The organism is Halomonas sp. 7T, assembly GCF_025643255.1.
Taxonomy (GTDB): Bacteria; Pseudomonadota; Gammaproteobacteria; order Pseudomonadales; family Halomonadaceae; genus Vreelandella.
Genome location: NZ_CP087112.1, coordinates 382567 through 402127 on the forward strand (window position 1 = coordinate 382567; position 19561 = coordinate 402127).

Annotated in this window: 20 protein-coding genes; 7 read left to right on the forward strand and 13 right to left on the reverse strand. The window is 52.2% G+C overall.

Annotated features, from left to right (window positions below):
* Nucleotides 1-128: 128 nt before the first annotated feature.
* Nucleotides 129-2669: an EAL domain-containing protein gene (locus tag LOS15_RS01795; RefSeq protein WP_263067706.1), complete on the forward strand. Its 2541-nt coding sequence runs from the start codon at nucleotides 129-131 to the stop codon at nucleotides 2667-2669.
* 68 nt (nucleotides 2670-2737) lie between these two features.
* Nucleotides 2738-3829, forward strand: coding sequence for a sensor domain-containing diguanylate cyclase (locus LOS15_RS01800; protein WP_263067707.1), 1092 nt, complete (start codon nucleotides 2738-2740; stop codon nucleotides 3827-3829).
* Between the two features lie 12 nt (nucleotides 3830-3841).
* Here the strand turns inward: LOS15_RS01800 and LOS15_RS01805 are convergent, their stop codons facing one another.
* The 5 genes from LOS15_RS01805 to LOS15_RS01825 form a co-directional block, all read right to left on the reverse strand.
* Nucleotides 3842-4258 carry a DUF3037 domain-containing protein gene (locus LOS15_RS01805; RefSeq protein ID WP_263067709.1) on the reverse strand — a complete coding sequence of 139 codons (417 nt, stop codon included), beginning with the start codon at nucleotides 4256-4258 and terminating at the stop codon, nucleotides 3842-3844.
* Between the two features lie 5 nt (nucleotides 4259-4263).
* A complete protein-coding gene (locus tag LOS15_RS01810; RefSeq protein WP_263067711.1) occupies nucleotides 4264-4770 on the reverse strand; it encodes a hypothetical protein in 507 nt (168 codons plus the stop codon).
* Nucleotides 4771-4773: 3 nt separating this feature from the next.
* Nucleotides 4774-8241, reverse strand: coding sequence for a class I SAM-dependent DNA methyltransferase (locus tag LOS15_RS01815; protein ID WP_263067713.1), 3468 nt, complete (start codon nucleotides 8239-8241; stop codon nucleotides 4774-4776).
* Nucleotides 8242-8353: 112 nt separating this feature from the next.
* Nucleotides 8354-8836: a phosphate-starvation-inducible PsiE family protein gene (locus tag LOS15_RS01820; protein WP_263067715.1), complete on the reverse strand. Its 483-nt coding sequence runs from the start codon at nucleotides 8834-8836 to the stop codon at nucleotides 8354-8356.
* A gap of 162 nt (nucleotides 8837-8998) precedes the next feature.
* Nucleotides 8999-9658, reverse strand: a complete 660-nt coding sequence (locus tag LOS15_RS01825) for a DUF1826 domain-containing protein (protein ID WP_411537340.1) — start codon at nucleotides 9656-9658, stop codon at nucleotides 8999-9001.
* Nucleotides 9659-9738: 80 nt separating this feature from the next.
* Here LOS15_RS01825 and dksA point away from each other — a divergent pair, with 80 nt between their 5' ends.
* From dksA to LOS15_RS01850, 5 genes are all read left to right on the forward strand, one after another.
* On the forward strand, nucleotides 9739-10221 hold the full coding sequence (dksA, locus tag LOS15_RS01830) for an RNA polymerase-binding protein DksA (RefSeq protein WP_411537341.1): 483 nt from the start codon (nucleotides 9739-9741) through the stop codon (nucleotides 10219-10221).
* The gene (locus tag LOS15_RS01835) at nucleotides 10221-11363 is read left to right on the forward strand and encodes a CobW family GTP-binding protein (protein WP_263067716.1); all 1143 of its coding nucleotides are present in this window, start codon (nucleotides 10221-10223) and stop codon (nucleotides 11361-11363) included. The genes dksA and LOS15_RS01835 overlap by 1 nt, the downstream gene beginning before the upstream one ends.
* The gene (gene folE2, locus LOS15_RS01840; RefSeq protein WP_263067718.1) at nucleotides 11363-12247 is read left to right on the forward strand and encodes a GTP cyclohydrolase FolE2; all 885 of its coding nucleotides are present in this window, start codon (nucleotides 11363-11365) and stop codon (nucleotides 12245-12247) included. The genes LOS15_RS01835 and folE2 overlap by 1 nt, the downstream gene beginning before the upstream one ends.
* A gap of 114 nt (nucleotides 12248-12361) precedes the next feature.
* Nucleotides 12362-13399, forward strand: coding sequence for a CNNM domain-containing protein (locus LOS15_RS01845; RefSeq protein ID WP_263067720.1), 1038 nt, complete (start codon nucleotides 12362-12364; stop codon nucleotides 13397-13399).
* 101 nt (nucleotides 13400-13500) lie between these two features.
* On the forward strand, nucleotides 13501-14151 hold the full coding sequence (locus LOS15_RS01850) for a peroxiredoxin (RefSeq protein ID WP_263067721.1): 651 nt from the start codon (nucleotides 13501-13503) through the stop codon (nucleotides 14149-14151).
* Nucleotides 14152-14206: 55 nt separating this feature from the next.
* On the opposite strand, the gene LOS15_RS01855 is transcribed toward LOS15_RS01850, so the two are convergent.
* The 8 genes from LOS15_RS01855 to LOS15_RS01885 form a co-directional block, all read right to left on the reverse strand.
* Nucleotides 14207-15085 (reverse strand): methyl-accepting chemotaxis protein, encoded by an 879-nt coding sequence (locus LOS15_RS01855; protein WP_317629625.1) that lies wholly within the window; start codon nucleotides 15083-15085, stop codon nucleotides 14207-14209.
* A complete protein-coding gene (locus LOS15_RS16970) occupies nucleotides 15070-15462 on the reverse strand; it encodes a PAS domain-containing protein (protein ID WP_317629626.1) in 393 nt (130 codons plus the stop codon). The genes LOS15_RS01855 and LOS15_RS16970 overlap by 16 nt, the downstream gene beginning before the upstream one ends.
* Before the next feature lie 271 nt (nucleotides 15463-15733).
* Entirely contained in the window at nucleotides 15734-16483 is a 750-nt protein-coding gene (locus LOS15_RS01860) for a VIT1/CCC1 transporter family protein (RefSeq protein ID WP_263067722.1), read from the reverse strand.
* Nucleotides 16484-16638: 155 nt separating this feature from the next.
* Nucleotides 16639-17313, reverse strand: a complete 675-nt coding sequence (locus LOS15_RS01865; RefSeq protein ID WP_263067724.1) for a DUF3047 domain-containing protein — start codon at nucleotides 17311-17313, stop codon at nucleotides 16639-16641.
* Nucleotides 17300-17515: a zf-HC2 domain-containing protein gene (locus LOS15_RS01870; protein ID WP_263067726.1), complete on the reverse strand. Its 216-nt coding sequence runs from the start codon at nucleotides 17513-17515 to the stop codon at nucleotides 17300-17302. Before LOS15_RS01870 ends, LOS15_RS01865 begins: the two co-directional genes overlap by 14 nt.
* 187 nt (nucleotides 17516-17702) lie before the next feature.
* The gene (locus tag LOS15_RS01875; protein WP_263067728.1) at nucleotides 17703-18161 is read right to left on the reverse strand and encodes a thioredoxin family protein; all 459 of its coding nucleotides are present in this window, start codon (nucleotides 18159-18161) and stop codon (nucleotides 17703-17705) included.
* Between the two features lies 1 nt (nucleotide 18162).
* The gene (locus LOS15_RS01880) at nucleotides 18163-18729 is read right to left on the reverse strand and encodes a sigma-70 family RNA polymerase sigma factor (RefSeq protein WP_263067729.1); all 567 of its coding nucleotides are present in this window, start codon (nucleotides 18727-18729) and stop codon (nucleotides 18163-18165) included.
* Nucleotides 18730-18812: 83 nt separating this feature from the next.
* Complete coding sequence (locus LOS15_RS01885) at nucleotides 18813-19370, reverse strand: carboxymuconolactone decarboxylase family protein (protein ID WP_263067731.1); 558 nt, start codon at nucleotides 19368-19370, stop codon at nucleotides 18813-18815.
* Nucleotides 19371-19561: the final 191 nt, after the last annotated feature.

Below are 19561 nucleotides of genomic sequence, written 5' to 3' on the forward strand. Positions count from 1 at the left end.
TTCATGGTATCAAGCATTGTAAAGGCGTGATGCATGTTAGTGTTCTTAGTGCTTGGTTTACCAGCGAGAAGTAAGCCGCGCTAGCTATTAATGGTCAGCATAACAATAAACGGAGTGTTAGCGCCTTCATGCTACTCAATGTGTTGTCGGACCCCCAGGCGCTTGATGCGATTCAGGGAAAACACGATATACCGCTTGTCTTTATTTCATGGCTCGTGGCGTTGGCAGCCTCTTACGCGGGCTTGGATATCATCAAACTCGTACGCTGGGTGTCTAGTCCGGTTGGGCGTAGCCTATGGTTTCTTGCGGGTGCGAGCGCAATGGGGCTGGGGGTTTGGAGCATGCACTTTATTGGCATGCACGCCTATCAGTTGGACTTTCCCGTTACCCATGCGCCGTTGCCTACGCTGCTTTCGATACTGCCAGCGGTTTTAGGTAGCCTGAGTGCAATGGTGGTGCTTTCGCGTCAAGCTCCTTCACATCAAGCGTTATGGCTGGCGGGGCTTGGGCTTGGGCTGGGTATTGGCGCAATGCACTACAGTGGCATGGCGGCGATGCGTATGCCTGCCGAGCTTTATTATTCGCTCAACTTTTTTCTAATCTCACTGCTCGTGGCGGTCGGCTTGGGCATCGCGAGTGTCTATGTTTACCGCTTCTGCCAGCACGAGTGGGGCATACAGCACTCCAGGCGCTGCGCGTTTATCGCCGCGCTGTGTGTTTCTACTGCCGTGAGTGGCATGCACTATGTGGCGATGCAAGCGGCGTGGTTTGTTCCTATCGCCAGCCCTACGTTTTCCGTGCTTCCTTCCGCTATTTCTGAGTCGGCTAACGCGGGATCTGTCGCTTCATCACACGCCAGTTGGCTGATTTATTTGATTGGCGTAGGCGCTGTACTCACCGCCTTGCTTACGTTGATTGCCACGCAGGTGCAGCGTCGGCTACACACAAGCCAGCGCCATGAATATATGACGCAAACGCGCTTGTTAGAGGTGATTTCCTCCCTGCAAGATAGCGTGGTGTTGCTGGATTATCGTTCACGTATTCGCTTATGCAATGCCGCGTTTGCGCGCTGGGTAGGGGTGCCAGGCGACCACCTAGTGGGTAAATCTGCCTCGCAGCTTGCTTACGCGCAAGATCACCAAGCACTGAACATAGTGATTCGCCAAGCGCTTGCACAACGTGGCGAATGGAGCGGCATGATACAAGCGTTACGTGCCAATGGCGCTGTGTTTCCAGCGTGGTTAAGCGTCACCCGTGTGAAGTACACCGACAGCGATGATAGCGATTACGTCGCGCTACTTAGCGACCGCTCAGCAGAGCAGCAAGCCCAACAGCGTATTCACTATCTGGCCTACCATGACGTGCTAACAGAACTTCCCAATCGACGAGCATTACAAGCGCGGTTAAGCGAGGTTGGCAACACGCACCCAAGTGGCCATCGCTATGCCTTTATGGCCCTTTTGGATATCGACCGTTTCAAACTTCTTAACGACAGCTTAGGCCAAGAGATCGGCGATGAGTTGCTGCGTCAATTAAGCAGGCGGCTTCAGTATTGGGCAGAGTCGGGCTTGTATGCAGCGCGGTTAGATGGCAATGAGTTCGCCTTATTGGGCGCGTTTTCAGCCGCAGATGATGCCAGCGCAGAGCGTGGCGTTGATATGCTTATGTCGAAAGTGTTGGCCTCCCTAAGCGCGAACTATGAACTAAAAGGGCACGCCTATCCGTGTAAGCTGAATGTAGGCGTGCTGCTATTTAACCCGTTTACGCGAGAAGGCATTGCCCCTTTATTTAAACGCGCCGATCTTGCGCTACTGGCGGCAAAGCGCCTTCGTGATGGTAAGCCCCAGTTCTTCCAAGTGGAGCAAGAGCGCGAGCTTGAAGCGCGTTTGGTAATGGAGCGCGAGCTACGCAGCGCCATTGAACAGGATGAGCTGTGCCTGCATTTACAGCCCCAGGTGGATGTACAGCGCCAGGTGATAGGGGCAGAAGCCCTGGTGCGCTGGCAACACCCGACGCGGGGCATGGTATCGCCCGGTGCTTTTATACCGCTAGCCGAAGAGACCGGGCTGATTTTGCCGCTGGGTGGATGGGTGCTTAAGGAGGGGTGCCGCCTGTTAGGCGAGTGGCGCCACGACGAGCGGCTTAAGCATGTAAAGCTATCGCTGAATGTGAGCGTGCGCCAATTTCAGCAGCCCGACTTTACTGAACAAGTGTTGTCGGCCATGCAGCAATATGGCGCCCCGCCTGAACGCTTAACGCTGGAACTCACGGAATCGCTTCTGCTCAGCGATGCAGAGGGCACCATTAACAAAATGCAGCAACTAAAGAGCTTAGGCGTTAGCTTTGCATTGGATGACTTTGGCACGGGTTATTCATCGCTTGCCTATTTAAAGCGCCTGCCGCTGGATACGCTGAAAATTGATATCGCCTTTGTGCGCGATTTAGCCCTCGATATGCAGGCAAAGCCTATCGCCGAGACGATCATTACCCTGGCGGAGAGCTTAGGTCTTGGCGTAGTCGCTGAAGGCGTAGAAACGGAAGATCAGTGTAAGGTGCTGACCCATCTGGGATGCGGTGTTTATCAAGGTTTTTTGTTTGGCCGTCCCGCGCCGGTTGAGATTTTTACTGAAGCGTTAAAGCGTCCGTTAGTCAGTGCCCCGTTTGAGTAGCTTCATGTGTTATCACGAATGAATCACGAAAAAGGCGATCCAGTGATGAGTTTTTCTAGAGAGATTCAATGCAATGGCGAGTGCCCATGAACGGTGAGCAGACAGCGCAAGATTACGAAGCTGCACGCCTAGCGGCCTTGGTGGAGTATCACATACTGGATACCCCTCAAGACCCCTTGTTCGATGAAATTGTTGAGCTAGCCGCTATCATTTGCCAGGCGCCTATCGCCGTCATCAATTTTATTGACCGTAATCGGCAGTGGTTTAAGGCGGTGAAGGGGCTTTCCGTGCGTGAAACGCCGCTGGATATCTCTATTTGCTCCCACGCTATTCTTCAGCCAGGCCTTTTTGTGGTGTCCGACACCACCCAAGACGAGCGCTTTACGTGTAACCCGCTGGTAACCGGAGAACCCTTTGTACGCTTCTACGCGGGGGCACTGCTTAAAAGCCATGACGGCCACCCATTAGGCACGCTCTGCGTGCTGGATGAGAAGCCGCGCGAACTTAATGATCAACAGCGCTTTGCTCTACAAGCGCTGGCTAACCAGGTAATGGCGCATATGGAACTCATGCGCTCGCATCGGGAACAAAAACGTCTTATCGCAGAGCTAGAAAACGCACGTCGCGAAATGGCTAGCTTAGCCGCCACGGATGTACTTACCGGGCTATTAAACCGCCGGGCGTTAGAGCGAAGGCTGCGTAATACGTTGGCCTCTATCAAACGCGGTGCTTCCCCTGCGGCGATCGTGATGATCGATATTGATAACTTTAAACATATTAACGACAACTATGGCCATCCAGTGGGAGATAGGGTCATTAAACGCTTCGCGCAGCGCTGCCGCTCCATTATACGGCAGGCGGATGTACTAGCCCGTTGGGGCGGTGAAGAGTTTATGTTGCTCATGCCCCACACATCCGTAGACGAAGCGTACCAAGCCGCTAACCGGTTGCGTGACAAGCTGGCCCGCCAACCATTGGTCGCCGATATCGCTGAGCCGCTCTATGTAACGGCAAGCATGGGAATTTGCAGTCTGAAAGAAGCCAACAGCCTGCAAGAACGGCTACACGTGGTTGACCAACTGCTATATCAAGCCAAAGACCAGGGGCGAGACTGTATTGTGTTAGAAAAATCACTGCCACACATTGAGCGAAGTGCTTAAGCCTGATATGGCCTACTTGCCTTCTGGTGATGCTACGTGCTTGAAATCATGATGAATATAGCGGTTGAATAGCTCATCTAGCGCTGCTTGTGGGTCTTTAGCGACGAGCGTGCCTGCTTGGCTGTAAGTAAAAACGCCTTCACCAGGTTCAATAAGGTTCTTAAACAACTGCTGTTGTGCGTCAATCTTACAGTTACTGGCGAGTGTTTCGATACGCGATAGCTCTCGTTTCAGCGGCTTAAGGTGTTGAGCAAACAAGCCTTTTAGCAGTGCCGGAAATACGTCATAAACGCGAGAATAGCCTGCATCAACGACCCGCGTAGAAAAGCTACCGTCATTGCCATGGATGACGATGCCGATATTAATAAATTCGCCTATGTCTCTGTAAGGCAAAAAGCGGATGATTGAGTAATTAAAGTAAATATCCACCTCATTTAGCGCCGTGGCAGAAATTTAAGAAACGTCCAGCGTAAATCTTTCCGGGCAACAGGGGTTAGCTGGTCAATTGTTTCAATGACAATACTTTCGTGCTGACTGAAGCCATCGCTAATGTAGGTGTCATCATAGCCGCCCATTTGGGCATGCTCTACCCAGTCAAATTCTTGTTGCTTAGCTTTTTTCACATACTCATCGATAACACGGGTTGCCTCTGCAGAAATAAACAGCGAGGCAATGGAACGATGATGGGCGAGCCAGTTGACATTGTTTGCAATTAAATAGCGAATCTCTGCTGTGGATTTATCTGTTAGAGCTGAGCCCACAGGTAAACTAGTAATGGCGGCATCCGCTGAGTAGCTACGTATCTCATCTAGCTTCACCAAGATGCTTTGGTAGTGGTCGTTTTTAAACGACCATGCCCGCTCATATCTAAGCCGAGCGACACCGGCTAAGAAGCCAATGATGCCGCCTAACAATAGTGTCGCCAAAGCCTCAAACGTCATAAATCACCTCACCAGCCGCCAGTGTTCGCCTTCTTGGTGGGCTTGGCCGAGGGCGGCTAGCGCCGAGAGCACCTCGTTGACGCCTTTTAACGGTTTGCGTTTGAACTGGGCGGCTAGGCTTTCCGCACTGTGGGGGCTGGCGGCGAGCATGTCGCGCAGTAGCGTGACCTGGGTGGCGAGGTCTTTGGGCCAGGTGGCTTTGGTTTTGTCGGCGGCTGGGGCGCTGGCCTCAGCCGTAGCGCTTTGTAGCTCGGTTTGGGTAGGCGCGGCTTCTTCCGGCGCTTGGTAATCCGGGCGCAGCCAGCGCACCTTGCCTTGGGCTTCCTCTGCGGCGCGTTGTTGGTTGAGCGCCACTAGGCGCATCAGCAGCTCTTCCTCGGCTTCGGCTTGAGCGGCGGGTTTATCCGGCAGCGGCGTGGTGGCACCGGGTAGTCCGACCAACTGTTTGGCTAAATCATCCCAGCCGTAGGCGTTAAATACCGCGCGGTCTAAGGCGTCGTGGTCGGCGAGCAGGGTGCTGACCAAGCCTTGCTGGTTGATGGTTTGCTCTTTGGCGTTGAGCTCTTCACCTGCTCGCAGCTTCTCCATCACGTTATACATGCCGGTGAGCGTGAGCGTTGGGTGCTCTGCCTGCTGGCGCTTGCGATGGGCGTCGATCTGCTCGGCCAGCTGGCCGATACGGGTTTCTTGCTCGGCTGTGAGAGCAGGAAAGGGAAAGGTCTCAAAGCACAGCGTATTATTATAAGTCGGTCGATCTTCTAGTGTGCCGCCGGATTTAAGCGACCATATGTTATGTACTCTAGAGCTTAATATCCCTAGTGAATGAGGCTTACCTAAGGCAATGCAGGCAAGGTTATAATCAGCTGCTGTCGATACCCTAATTGTGGTAAACACGCGATGCTTCGCTACTCGAGTGGTTACAATAAAGTGTGTCAACTTTTCTGTCATTTCACGCAAGTCGCTACGCGAACGCCTATGGAGCCACCAGTTTTTTCTTAACTTGGGATCCCTGTTTTGCTCTCTTTCAGGTTTTACTCGGTTCAAGGCCCACTGATAAAGCTCAGGGTAAATATTACGAGCTTCGCTTTCATTTAAACCATTAAAATCAATTAGATATACATTTCTTGGGGTCTGGATTATATCTTTTCCGTTGACATAGTAGCGTAGAGCAGGCGCTTCTTTATATTTTTCAATTAGTTGAAGTTGCTCATGATCGTTAACTGAAAGAACGAATCCTGTACTACCTGGTTCAAAACCACGTTGACTGATTCCAGAGTTGCTTTTAAGCGATTTAGCCCCTGCTACATCCGCCCCAATACTCAAGTCGGCAAATACCTTACCCTCGCGGCGGCTTAATGCCACGCTGCGGGCTTCGCGGTTGTCGTCGCTGCTTTCGCTGGTAACTTGCTGTAGCAGCCCAGGCGCTTCGCCTGCGCGGCCGACGGTCATGGCGATGCGCACGGCGGCGCCGTCGTTGCCGTCTACCCAGGGGTGGTCGGGAATCGCAAAGGTCAGCGAAAGCGGCTTTTTGGCGTCGTTTAGGTGCGGTTCCAGCACGCGGCGGTTGAAGGTTTGGCGCAGGCTGTTGGTGGTAATAAAGCCAAACTGCTCGGCGTGGCCGTTGCGCACCGCTTCGGCAGCGATATGCCACCAGTACATCACAAAATCAGCTGATTCCGGCACGCTGCCTTTAAATACCTGCCGCACGGCATCCACATAGCCATCGCCGAGGGCACGGCGCATGGTGGAAGCGCCAATAAACGGTGGGTTGCCAACAATGTAATCCGCCTGGGGCCACTCGGCGCGCTTGGGGTTGTGGTAGCGGTACACGGGCGTGCGGGCGCTTTCATCGGGGATCAGCTCGCCGGTGGCGGGGCTTTTCTTCATGCTGATGCCGTCCCAGATGGTGACTTCTTTGCCTGCGTCATCCAGCAGCGGTTCGCGGTGTTCAAACTCGATCAGCGCATCGCGGTTTTCGATGTTGTGGAAATCTTTGAGAATTGGCTCGGGTAAATCGAGGCTGCCGTTAATGCGGTAGTGCCACTGCAGGTAACCAATCCACAGCACAATTTCCGCAATCGCGGCGGCGCGGGGGTTAATTTCCATACCAAGGAACTGCTGGGGCGAGACGGTAAAGCCTTCGGCTTCTAACGAGTCTTGCCCGCCGCTTAAATCGGCAATCACGTTCAGCACTTCACCTTCCAGGCGCTTCATGTGTTCCAGCGCCACATACAAAAAGTTGGCGCTGCCGCAGGCGGGGTCAAGCACGCGCACTTGGCACAGCTTGTGGTGAAAGGCGCGCAGGGTTTCCAGCGCTTTATCGGTTTTGCCTTTCTGGTTGTGGGCTTCTGCGACTACCTGGGCGGTGGCCCATTCGCGGCGCAGCGGGTCAATCAGCGTGGGCATTACTAGCCGTTCGACGTAGGCGCGGGGCGTGTAGTGGGCACCCAGTTTGTGGCGTTCGCGGGGGTCTAGGGCACGTTCTAACAGCGTGCCGAAAATGGCCGGTTCGACAAAGCGCCAGTCGGCTTTGGCGGCGTCAATCAGCAGCTGAATTTGTGCGGGGGTGAGCGGGATTGGGTCGATGCCTTTAAACAGGCCGCCGTTAAAGCGCAGCACCTTAGCGGTGAGCACGCCGCTGAAACCGCCGCTGTTCATGCTTTCCCATAGCGAGCCAATGGCGTCAGTAAAGTGTTCGGGGGTTTCTTTCATGCGCTCTAAAAACGCGGTGAAGCTGCCTTTGGGCAGTAGCTCTACGTCTTCACTGAACATGGTGAACAGGCAGCGCTTCAAAAAGTGCGCCACGCGGTCTACTTCATAACCGTCGGCTTCCAGCGCTTTGGCAAGCAGGGCTAGCGTTGCGCTCACCTCACGGGTGACGCGGGCGGCGTATTGGCTGGGGTCTAGGGTGTTCGGTGCTTCCCACAGCGCTTTTAGGCGCTGTTGCACTTCCGGCTGGCGCAGGTCTTCCAGCTTAATGCGGTAGTTGCGCGGGTCGGGGAAGGGCACATAGGTGCCGCCAGAACACGAAAATTCTGAATACAGCGCCAGGGTGCGGCCTACATCCGTTACCACAATAAACGGCGGGCGGCCTTCGTGGGCGGGCAGGGCGCGCACGTACTGGTCGGCTTGGTTATAGGCCGCCTGCATGGCTTTGTCCCAGCCTTTGGTTTCCAGCCCTTTGCCGGTTTGCTTGGCTTCCAGCACGAACGCGCCGCGCTTGTAGAGGTCGATAAAGCCGCGATTTTCACTGCCATCGGGGTTCTGAATATCTACCCGCCGCTCGAAGGTGTAGGCGTTTTCGCGGTTGTCTTTGCTGGCAGGGTCTGGCGTGGGTAGCGTCAGCAGCGCACACAGTTCTGAAAGGAATAGCTGGTAGTTGGCCTTTTCGGTGCCGGTGGTGCCCTTCCAGCGGGCAATAAAGGTCTCAACGGCGTCAGGCGTGGCAACAGCAGCGGGCGTATCAAACATCAGCAAGCATCCTTTCAGGCCTGGGTCTTTGGCACAGTATTCAAGAGAGTTAAGCAGGGTTAGATAGTAGCATGATTGCATGTGCTTTCGAGACGGTGCGTGTTATCCGCCGTCAGTGACTGCTTGGTTTACCTACCAGCCAATGCGTGACGCCGAGTGCCAGTACAATCGCTGCAATGCCGACCATTTCAGCGGCAGTAATCAGGCTAATATCAAGAATGATGACTTTACGGGCGATGGCCATCAGCGCGGTGGCGACGACCAGCCGAATGGGCAAGATGTTGGTGCCGAGATAGAGTCGGATATTGATAAAGATTTCGACGGCGATGAGTACCACCATAAAAGCACCGAAGATGACAAAGATGTCTTTTACTTCGAATAAAAACAGCGGCGGTGCGATAAACCGGGTGTAAAGCACATAGATAACATCGAACACCCCCCAGATAATGACCAGTACCATGAGCACGGCCAGCACCTTGACGGCAAAACGGATAACGAGATGAAGGCGTCGGATGAGCGGATCTTCATGCTCGGCAGGCAGTTCATCATGAAGCAACTGAGGGAGGCGTTTCGTCTCTTGGGTGTGTTTTTCCATGCGGGCGTCCTTTTAAACTACTAGCGCTAAGGGTGGTGGCCTGTGCTGCTTAGCAGGCTGGCAGTGATGCTGCCGGCACCGTTTTCCGGTGCCAGTCAGTTTCAATAGGATAGGCATGCTAAGCAGAGCGTTAGTTCCCGCCAGAGACTGTGTGTCGGGTGACTAAGCCGGGTCAATGGTCAGTAGTAGCCGCTTTTGCCCTGCTTCTAAAGAGGGACTGCGGTGGACTAAGCCATGCTCTTCACAGCCCACCCATCCGCTGCCTTTTATCAACGCAATGTCGCCCGCTGCCATGCGCTGAATGGCTTGGCTGTCCCGCAAGATCTCTGGGCGGTTGGGTGTAGGCGCGCCTAGTCCTTCACGGTTAACGGCGTATTCGGGTAGCCATTCGCTTCCAGGGCCTGCGTAGGTTGTTACTAAGCGGACGGGTAGGTTATCGCAGTGAAAGCGTGGGCACATCGCGGCGGTTAATAGGCGTAAACGAATGCCAACGGAGTCAGTATCAAAGAGGTAGGCAATCGCTTCGGCAATGGTCGCAACATCCTCAACCAGTGCCTCACCTGCTGAGGGTTCTGGCAGGTTACGGTAGAGGTCTTCTCTTAACGCGTCAGTTGGGTTGCCTAGCCATCCATATTGCCAATCGCGGTTGGTTTGGCACTGGGCATTTGCACTGATGGCTAGTTCAGCCGGTAGCGTGCGTTGAAAAATGGCAATGTTGATAGGCGCTTCAAAAATACGCGGCAGTACGCTGATGTCACTACCCATTGCGGCATATGGATAGAGGTTGTGAGTCGTCACGTTTGCTGAAGAAGGCATGGGCATATGAAGGCTCCTGAAAGAAAGACAAGTCGCAGTGATCTATTTGTTATGTTATAACGTTTTTATCAAAAGGAGGCTACCCATTGCAACGCGATACGCATCCATCCCCCCAGGAAATAGAAGTCATAGCGGCGGCCAACTCTCTGCAAAAAGTGCAGGAGAGGACGCTATTGGCGCAGCCGGAAAGCGACTATATGAATGACAGCCAGTTGGCATTTTTCCGGCAGCGTTTATTAGACGAGCGTGAGGAGCTAACGGCGCATTTAAGAGAAGTAAAAGCTTCTATTGCCTCTCATGAGCGAGATAGCGACGAAGCGGATCAAGCATCGTTTGAAGAAGAGTTACGCTTAGCGCTGCGCCAAGCCGACCGAGAAAGCAGGCTCATCACTAACATTGATGCGGCGCTAAAACGTATTGAAAGCGGCGATTATGGCTACTGTGAAGAGACTGGCGAGCCGATTGGCATTCCAAGGCTGCTGTTTCGGCCTACAGCCAAGCTCTGCATAGAAGCGAAAGAGCGCCAAGAGCAAAAAGAGCACCATTATCGCAAGGCGCGGGGGGAGTAATGCAGCTCACAAAGCTAACGCCCGTTAACGTACTCACCGGTTTTTTAGGAAGCGGTAAAACCACGCTGTTGAACCGCTGGGTGCGCCAAGCCTCTATGCAAAACACGCTTGTCGTGATTAATGAGTTTGGCGCTATTGGTTTAGATCATCAGCTGATTACCCAAAGTGATGAGCAAGCGGTCGTGGAGATGAGTAGCGGCTGTTTGTGCTGCACACTGCGGGGTGATTTAAGCCGTACGCTGCAACAAGCGATTGATGAGCTGCAGGCAAAGGGTAAGCCTGCGCCTTCCCGTGTGGTGATTGAGACCACGGGGCTTGCCGACCCCGCGCCTATTTTACAGATGTTAATGACCGACCATTGGCTGGCTCACCGCTTTCAACTGGATAGCGTGGTGTGCTGTGTTGACGCTGCCAATGGGGAAGCCACACTGCAAGCGCATCGTGAGTCTCAGCGACAGGTAGCAATCGCTGACCGCTTGCTTCTTACCAAAATCGATCTAGTTGATGAAGGCCGTTTGGCACCGCTAGCCAACCAGCTAGCGTCGATAAACCCGGCCGCTGAACAGTGGCAGGTGTTGCATGGCAATTTATCCCCTGATCTGTTGGTAGGCGCAGGGATTTTTCGCGCAGACGCCAAACTGTATCAAGTGCAGCAATGGCTTAAAGCAGCCAGCTATCGCACCCATCAAGCAGATGCCAGTGGGGTGATAGATGGGGAAGATATATCGGACGCAGCGCTGAGTATTAACAGCACAAGCCAGCCCACGCTTACCCGCCATGGTGAGCATATCAATGCGTTCTGTTTTTGTGTTGAGCCGTTGATTACGCCAGATGCGCTAGAAAACTGGTTGGATTTATTGATGTCGTTGATGGGCGAAAAAATGCTCCGTATTAAAGCCATCATCCATCTTACTGATCGAGAGGAGCCGCTTGCGCTGCATGGTGTTCAGCACATTTTTCACCCGCCCGCGCCCTTACCCATGAACTGTGTTGATGACCGTATTTCTCGGTTTGTTTTTATTACGCAAAATGTCGCGCCTGACACGGTGGCGCAGCTCTATCGTTTTTTTGCGCCCTCCGGCGTATCAACTGAGTTACCTACCCGTTCACCTACCACTTCATCTACCCACGAGGCAATGTAATGACGGCTTTCACCTTACCCGATATCGCCCAGCAGTCTGCGGGTTTGGCGGGTACGCTTTCCTGGGTGGGCATGGAAGGTATTGCGTTACCCATTCAGCTGGAGGGAAGTCACGTTAATGCTAGAGTGTCCGCTGGCGTTAGTCTGGAAGCAGCCGATGCGCGTGGAATTCACATGTCACGGCTGTATATTGCATTAGACGAATTAGCGCACCAGCCGCTAACGCCCATCCTGATTCATCGCGTCCTTACTGTTTTCTTGGAAAGCCATCAAACGTTATCCGAAAATGCGTATTTAACGTTCAGCGGAGACGTGTTGCTAAAGCGTGATGCGCTGATCAGCCCTTTGTCAGGGTGGAAAAGCTATCCGTTTACGCTGCGTGGGCAGTTAAACTCGCGAGGCTTTCGGCTTGAGCTAGATGTCTCCGTTGGATACTCCTCAACATGCCCCTGTTCAGCTGCATTAGCTCGGCAGTTAATTCAGCAGGCGTTTGTAGAAGATTTCGATGATATACCGCTTAGCAAGCAGGCGGTATTGACGTGGTTGGGAAGCGAAGAGGGTATTCTTGCTACGCCCCATAGCCAGCGTAGTACGGCTAATTGCTCCATACGGCTTGCGGGCAATGACCATATACCGCTTGCTGCTCTGATTGAGCGTATCGAGCGCGCGCTGGGTACTGCGCTGCAAACGGCGGTAAAACGGATTGATGAACAGGCATTTGCCCTCGCCAACGGCCAAAACCTAATGTTTTGTGAAGACGCAGCCAAGCGCCTAGATGCAGCAATTCGAAAGATGCCTGATATTTCAGCCTTTCAGCTCAAGGTCGTTCACGCAGAAAGTTTGCACGCCCATGATGCCGTGGCCAGAAGCGAGTGGCAGTGGTGATTAATGCCCATTAACGGGCAGTAGCAACAGAAAATATTAAAAGATGAATTTATGGATTGACACCACGTGGGTGTGGCCCTATATACGGTACATCACTCACCACCATGGGCTCTCATGTTCCTCCTCATCACGATTGCTACTCTTTCAATCGCGCTCTCTTTTCTGTGTTCTATCCTTGAAGCAGCGCTGCTGTCTATTACCCCAAGCTACATTGCCAAACAAAAAGAAGATAATCCCAAACTTCATGCAGCGCTGTTCAAATTAAAAACCAATATTGATCGTCCGCTGGCCGCGATCTTAACGCTTAACACCATTGCTCATACCGTTGGTGCAACGGCAGTGGGCGCGCAGGCCGCCATTGTGTTTGGTGAAGCGTCCATTGCTATTGTGTCAGCTGTTATGACCATGCTGATTTTAATTCTTTCTGAGATCATTCCCAAAACGATTGGCGCTACCTATTGGAGAGGTCTATCTCCCATGTTGCCCCGGTTACTGAACCCAATGATCGTTGGGTTGCTGCCGTTTATTTGGATGTCTGAACAGATTACGCGTCGTCTGGGTAAATCAGAACACGATGTTGATCTACGTGATGAAATTAAAGTGCTGGCGCGGGTAGGTTTGGAAGAGAAAGTGTTGGATGCGGACGAATCTCGCACCATTATTAACATGCTGAACTTGCATGAAATTGCGGTTAATAACGCGATGACGCCCCGTACTGTCTGTGAAACGGTGCCACCTAACATGTCGGTTAAAGAGTTTGACGAGCAGTATGGCAAAACGCCGTTCACGCGATTTCCCGTGATGGATAACGGCGAGCAGGCATTTGGTTATGTACACAAGGCCGATATGTATCACGCCGATGACGACAAAACCATGCGTGAGCTAATGCATCCAATTGGCAGCGTAGACGTATTGAACAATGTCGAGCAAGTATTTACATCGATGTTGAAAGACCATTTGCACATGCGGGTGGTCTACGACGAGCATGGCACGTTTGTGGGCCTTATAACCCTAGAAGATATTATTGAGACGATATTAGGCCAAGATATTGTCGATGAAACTGACAGTGTGGCGAACTTACGCCATTACGCGAAACAGCGCTGGGTAAAGCGTATCAAGCGGGATGAGAAAGACCCCAAGCCGCTTGATTGATCACCGCGTGGTTTAATTGCTATAGCGCGAAACGTTCTATAGTGAAGGGGTTGAAAGTCATATAAGGTATGAAGGTCACTTGACCCTAATGAGGAGGAACGATGTCATTACGTATTAATGCAGTAGTGCCTGATTTCGAAGCAGAGACCAGCCAAGGCCCCATTCGTTTTCATGACTGGATCGGCGACAGTTGGGCGATCCTCTTTTCTCATCCTAAAGACTTCACGCCGGTCTGCACGACAGAGTTTGGCGCCGTGGCAACGCTAAGCGCCGAATGGGAGAAGCGGGGCACTAAGGTCATTGGCGTTTCCATTGATGGCGTTGAAGATCACAAGCGTTGGGCAAACGATATTGAGACAGTGTGCGGTAATTCTGTCGGCTTCCCGATTATTGCCGATGAAGGCCTGAACGTTTCTAAACTGTTCGACATGCTGCCGGAAGATGCGTACCTGCCCGATGGCCGCACCCCGGCTGATAGCGCAACGGTCCGCTCGGTGTTCATCATTGGCCCGGATAAACAGCTAAAGCTCTCCATGACCTATCCGATGACAGTCGGTCGTAATTTCGCAGAAATTTTGCGTGCGCTGGATGCCCTTCAAGCCACGTCTAAACATGGCATTGCAACGCCCGCTGATTGGACCGTTGGGCAAGACGTTATCATTCCGCCGAGTGTGTCGGATGAAGATGCCAAGCAGAAGTTTGGTGAGTTTGAAGCGGTTCTGCCTTACCTGCGTAAAACAAAATTACGCTGATAGGAAACGGTTAACAGCAGTAAGCCAGCACGTTGGTGCTGGCTTTTTTTATTTATTAACTAGGCGACTCTAACGCTAACTGATCGATAGAGCTTGAAACGCTGCGTGCTCCCGTGAGTATCTCGTTGACGATCGTCTCAATTTCCCCAACGCTCGTTTGGCTAGACTTGCCCTGTTCGACAACCTGCTGCATGGCTTGGGTGGTGCGTTTTACAAGATCGCTGTTTTCTTTAAGCAATCGGGTAATATCGTCAACGGCTTCACTCGACCCTTTCGCTAAACGGCGAACTTCGTTGGCGACTACCGCAAATCCACGGCCTTGCTCTCCTGCCCGTGCGGCTTCAACGGCGGCGTTAAGCGATAAAAGGTTAGTTTGATTAGCTATTTTGGCAATCGACTCGGTAATGCTATTGATGCTTTGTGCCTGCTGCGTCAGCGCTGCTATTAGCTGCTGCGCTTCTGCTAACGTCAGTTCTGCTCTCTTTGAATCGTCCATCACCTTTTGTAAGTGATTAAGCCCGTTTTGGGCAATCTGCTCTGTTTGAGAAGAGGTGCTTTGTGCGGCAGTGACGGCGTTTGTTGCGGAATCAGCCGCTTCAACGGAGCGAGTGATATCGGTGGCAAATTTAACCACCTTCACTACGTTACCTTTACTATCTTGGATGGGGTTGTAGGTGGCTTCTAGCCAAATGCTAGCTCCACGTGAGTCTAGGCGTTCAAACTTCCCTTGCATATACTCGCCCTGTGCAAGCTGCTCCCAAAAGTGGGGGTGGGTGTTATAAAACTCAGAAGGACAAAATATATGGTGATGTGCGCCAATAATGTCTTCTTTGCTATAGCCCATAACGCACTCGAAATTTGCGTTGGCATTGAGGATTTCACCGCTAGGGGTGAACTCAATCACCGCCATAGAGCTATTTAACGCGTTAAGCACGGCATTTTTACGCTCAGACTAATGTCACTCGCAATTTTCAAGACCGACACAACCTTTCCCCGGCGATTGCTAATCGGTAGGTATGTCGCTTCCAGCCAAACGTCATCGCCTTGGGCATTCAAACGCTTAAAGGTACCTTGGCGACTCTTGCCGTCGGCAAGTGATTGCCAAAAATCTCGATAAGCGTGCGTGTTGATTTCGGCAGCATCGCAGAAGATGCGGTGATGCTCGCCTTTAATTTGTTCAAAGGTATAGCCCATCGTGGCCAAAAAAAGCGGGCTGGCCTTTGTTATAGCGCCGTCAGGTGTAAACGCAATGCAAGCGGTATGCTGCATCAAGGCGTTATCGAGAGGATTGGCAAGCATAATACCTAGCATATTGGCGTGACCTATTTTGGAAATTATTTTTAAAGGTGATGTTAACTATAATTTATCAGTCATCTGGCGCATTGACATAGCTCAATATATGTAAATGATTCTTCGGGATTACACGTATGGAGGCTGATACACGTAAGTCACTGTAATAACAATATTATGCGCTAATTTAGCATCCACCATGTGAGCAAACGGCGGGATAGTTTAGTTGGTAAGGCAAGGTGTTGGAGCTTGAGTTTGGAAAACTCCGCGCAGCGGAGTTCTTGCCGGGTCACTAGCCACCGATAGCCCCCTGGGCAATATAGCCAGCACCATAAGCCAGTCCTGCGGCGACCGTTCCCATCAATAATGTGCGTATGCCCGAGCGCCATATGGGTTGTTGGTAAAAGGCGCTTTTGACCATGCCAATCGCTAGAAAAACACCGCTGGCTAACCCCAGGCTAATAAAAAATTGGATGTTATTGGGCACCGGAAGGGTGTAAGCCAGTAGCGGAATAACACCAACCACTAAAAAGGCTATAAACGTCACCAGTGCTGAGCGCAGTGGGCTAATACCCTCCACGGTTAGGCGGTGCTCCTCGCGTAACATCGTGGTTATCCACACCTCTGGGTCGCGGCAGATGACATCGACGGCATCTTCAAGTAACTGGCCCTCAAACCCTTTCGCACGGAACAGCTGACGCACCTCTTCACGCTCTCCTTCGGGTATAAGCGCAATATGCTGTCGCTCGGTGCGTTCAGCGCTTGCGACTTGGGCCAGCTGTGCACAGCCTGCTTCATAATTACTGACGGCCATACTAAAGCCGTCAGCGAGTAAATTGGCGAAACCAAGTACCAGGGCGACCTGTGGAGAAAAGCCTGCACCGAAGGCGCCTGACACAACGGCAAAGGTAGTGACGCAGCCATCAATACCGCCAAGCACGGCATCGGGAAGGGTAGAAGCCTTGGCGGGTTTGGCTAATCGTGCGCGTATAGCGGCGGGGTGGTGGTCGTGTATAAGCTGCTCATGTTCTGGGGTGGGCATGAGGAGACCTCTGGAAAACTACTAAGATAAGTGCAAGCGGCAGTATTGTTGTACGTTATAAGATAGCTGAGAAAACGAGAGCTAAGATATCGCGGAATAATGAGTGATGCGTGGTGGCCGTGATAACTAATCACGCATTGTGAATGGTGACTCAATTATGGACAGCTAGGTGGTGTGGTGGTGCTAGAAAAACCGAGTTGACTAAACCAAGCGGTGGCATTGCCGCCTGCATTATCGCCATCGCTCATTAACGCGATGCCGTTGATCTGGCTGGGGCTGCTGCCGAAAAGTGCCTGATAATCAGTGCGAACGTCACGCACCTCTGCTACCCAGTCACCCACGTCATCGTTGCCACTTCGCAGCGCCATTAATTGAGCGCGGCTGGTAAACGCATTTGACCAGGTCGCCCCCTGGGGTTGCGTTGACGCCCATACGTAGTTGACTGACTCCACCTGCCACGGCAGCAAGCCTGTTTTGTGCGCCACGTATACGCGGGCTGGGTAGTCATCGCCTGCCTTGGTGGTTTCATCGATGCCTGGGTACGTAGCGCTTACCTGCCAGCACCAGTGAAGGTAGGGCGTTTCATTAAGGTCAATATCACGCTCTAAGTAGCGTGCTGATGCTTGGCCCTGTGCGCTGGCTTGCAGGACGCGCTGACCCGACTTTTCAACAATGTCGTAATAGGTTTCACCTGAAAAGCTACGCGTCGGCCAGGTCATGATCTGGTTAGGCGAGAAGTGAATAGCTTGGGCATGGGCTGCTGAAAACGGTATGACGAATAGGCACGTTATGGCAGCGGTTAGAGCCGTTAGGGTATTAGCGCGGCTCATGGGGGGCACCATTGCTGTTTGGCTTGTCTAGCAATGCGGGGTGGTGGCGACCTATTTTATGTAACAGATCGAACTGACGAGCACAGGCTCGGCAGGCGCCACACATCGAGAGATGAAAGCCCAGTGACGCCTTCTCACGGAAAGTAAGCGTTCTATCCTGTTTGAGCGACATTAAGCGCGTCGCCTCACGGCACATGATCATAACGTGGCTCTCCTTTCACCAGGCGAAAATCCTGCGCTGGCAGTGGATACTAACCGTCAGCGCTAAAGCATTTTGGTTTCAGTGTTTGCTAAGCGCTTTTCCTTACATCGACCCGCTATTATAAAGGACAAAAGGCCTGAAAAAGGGCGGGTACCCCTAGAGGCTGAGGTTTAAAAACGTTACGACGCTAGCGACGTGAGGCCGTTAACTGTTCAAAAGACGAGCGTAACGAAGGCGTGCTGGTGACCCCTTGAATCGTATCCTGGCGATTTCCTTGCCCATCAAAGAGCAGAATCGTTACGTGACCAACGCCATATTGGTTGGCAAAGTCAGCGCCTTTTGTGGTGTTAATGTCCACAATGCGCCAAGCGGGCGGAGCATCCATTTGAGCTAATGCGTCTTCAGCATTGGCTTTTAAGCGCTGGCAAAGCGGGCAGCTATGATCATGAACTTGTACGGCTACCGGCGTTCCACTGCCAAGAACGCTTAGGTCTGATTCGGCGCTGGCAGTGCGTTCGTTTACGATCAGCCAAGCGATAGGCACCGCTAGAAATGCAAGCGCTATCAGAAATTTGCGAGCTGCTGCTATTAATCGACGCTTAACTGGCTTGCGGCGAGGCGGTGCTTTTGGCGTTTTCTTTTTCATTCTATGTTAACCACCCTTTTTCGATACAGGCGCGTAGCTTCAACCTAGCGCGGTGTAGCATCACCCAGCAGTTAGCATCGCTTAGCGAAAGTGCGTCGCAAATTTCCTGGGTGGTGAGCCCCATAAGTTCACGCATCGTAAATACGCGGGCTGTGCTGTCGGGTAGTACCAGTAAACAGGTGTCTAGTAGTTTCCAAAAGGAGGCGTTTTCAAGTACTTGGTCTGGATCACCCCAGGATTGAGGCTTGTGAGCCGGTTGCCAACGCCCATTATCTTGAAACAGATTCTCGAAAGCGTCCTCATCGCTTTTTTCATCGTCTTGCCAAGAACAGTAACGTCGTTCGTAGCGTATACGCTCAAGAATTTTGTTTTTTAAAATGCCAAATACCCAGGTTTCAAACGCCGAACGCCCAGCGAAAGCGTCGTGCTTCTCCAGTGCGACGATGAGGGTGTCTTGAACCGTGTCTTCAGCGGCAGCACTATCTCGCAACTGCAACCGTGCAAACGCAATCAGTTTCGGCCTTAGGGCGGCGATATGGCGTTCAATGGAAAGAGTGTCAGTGTTCACATGCGTCCCCAGAAGAGCACTCAGTCGAGTGTTTTAAATACAACAGATGGCCGCCTTAACGACCATTGGACGCTACGCTTACGTTATGACGTTGGGACTTCCCAGGCGAGTGGCTTAAGCTCTTCGTTGAGCGGGGTGCCAGCAACATGGTTAGTGTAGTTTGAAAGCGTTTTCAACGCACAAGCGATAACCAGCTCGAGTACTTGTTGTTGCGTGAAGCCAGCTTCCAAAAACGCATCTAACTCGGCTTGTTCGGCCCAGCCCCGTTGGGCGTTTAAATGGCGAGCAAAACGAGTCACTGCCGCCAGCTTGGTGTCATTAGGCGTAGCGCGAGCACGTAAATCTTTAATCGTTGCGTCATCAGCACCGGCTTTTTTGATCCCGCCGGTGTGGGCGGCAACGCAAAAAGCACAGTGGTTGTCGGCGCTGATAGCCAATAAAGCAGCTTGTTGCTCTACCGGGCTGAGGCTGGTTTTAGCGTAAATCCCATCGAGTGCCAAGTAGGCTTCTAGCAGCGTTGGTGCTTCCGCCATTTTGGCGAATATATTGGGCAGAAAGCCCATTTTCTTCTCTGCCGCCTGCAAGTTCGCTTTAGCTTCTTCTGGCGCGGTATCGATTGTGTGCAGTGTAAAATCAGTCATTTATTCAATCTCCTTCTGAATGTTGGGTTATGCCCCTGCGTGTTCAGCCGTTTGGCTTGGTTTGATTATGGAACGTTAAGTGCAAAAATAGCAATGGTCAATTTTTTCGTTTTATTTATATTGGGCAGTTTTTAAGCCATGGGGGTGTAAGGGTTTTGCCTTGGCAGTCACCAATAGGTGTTACTCAACAA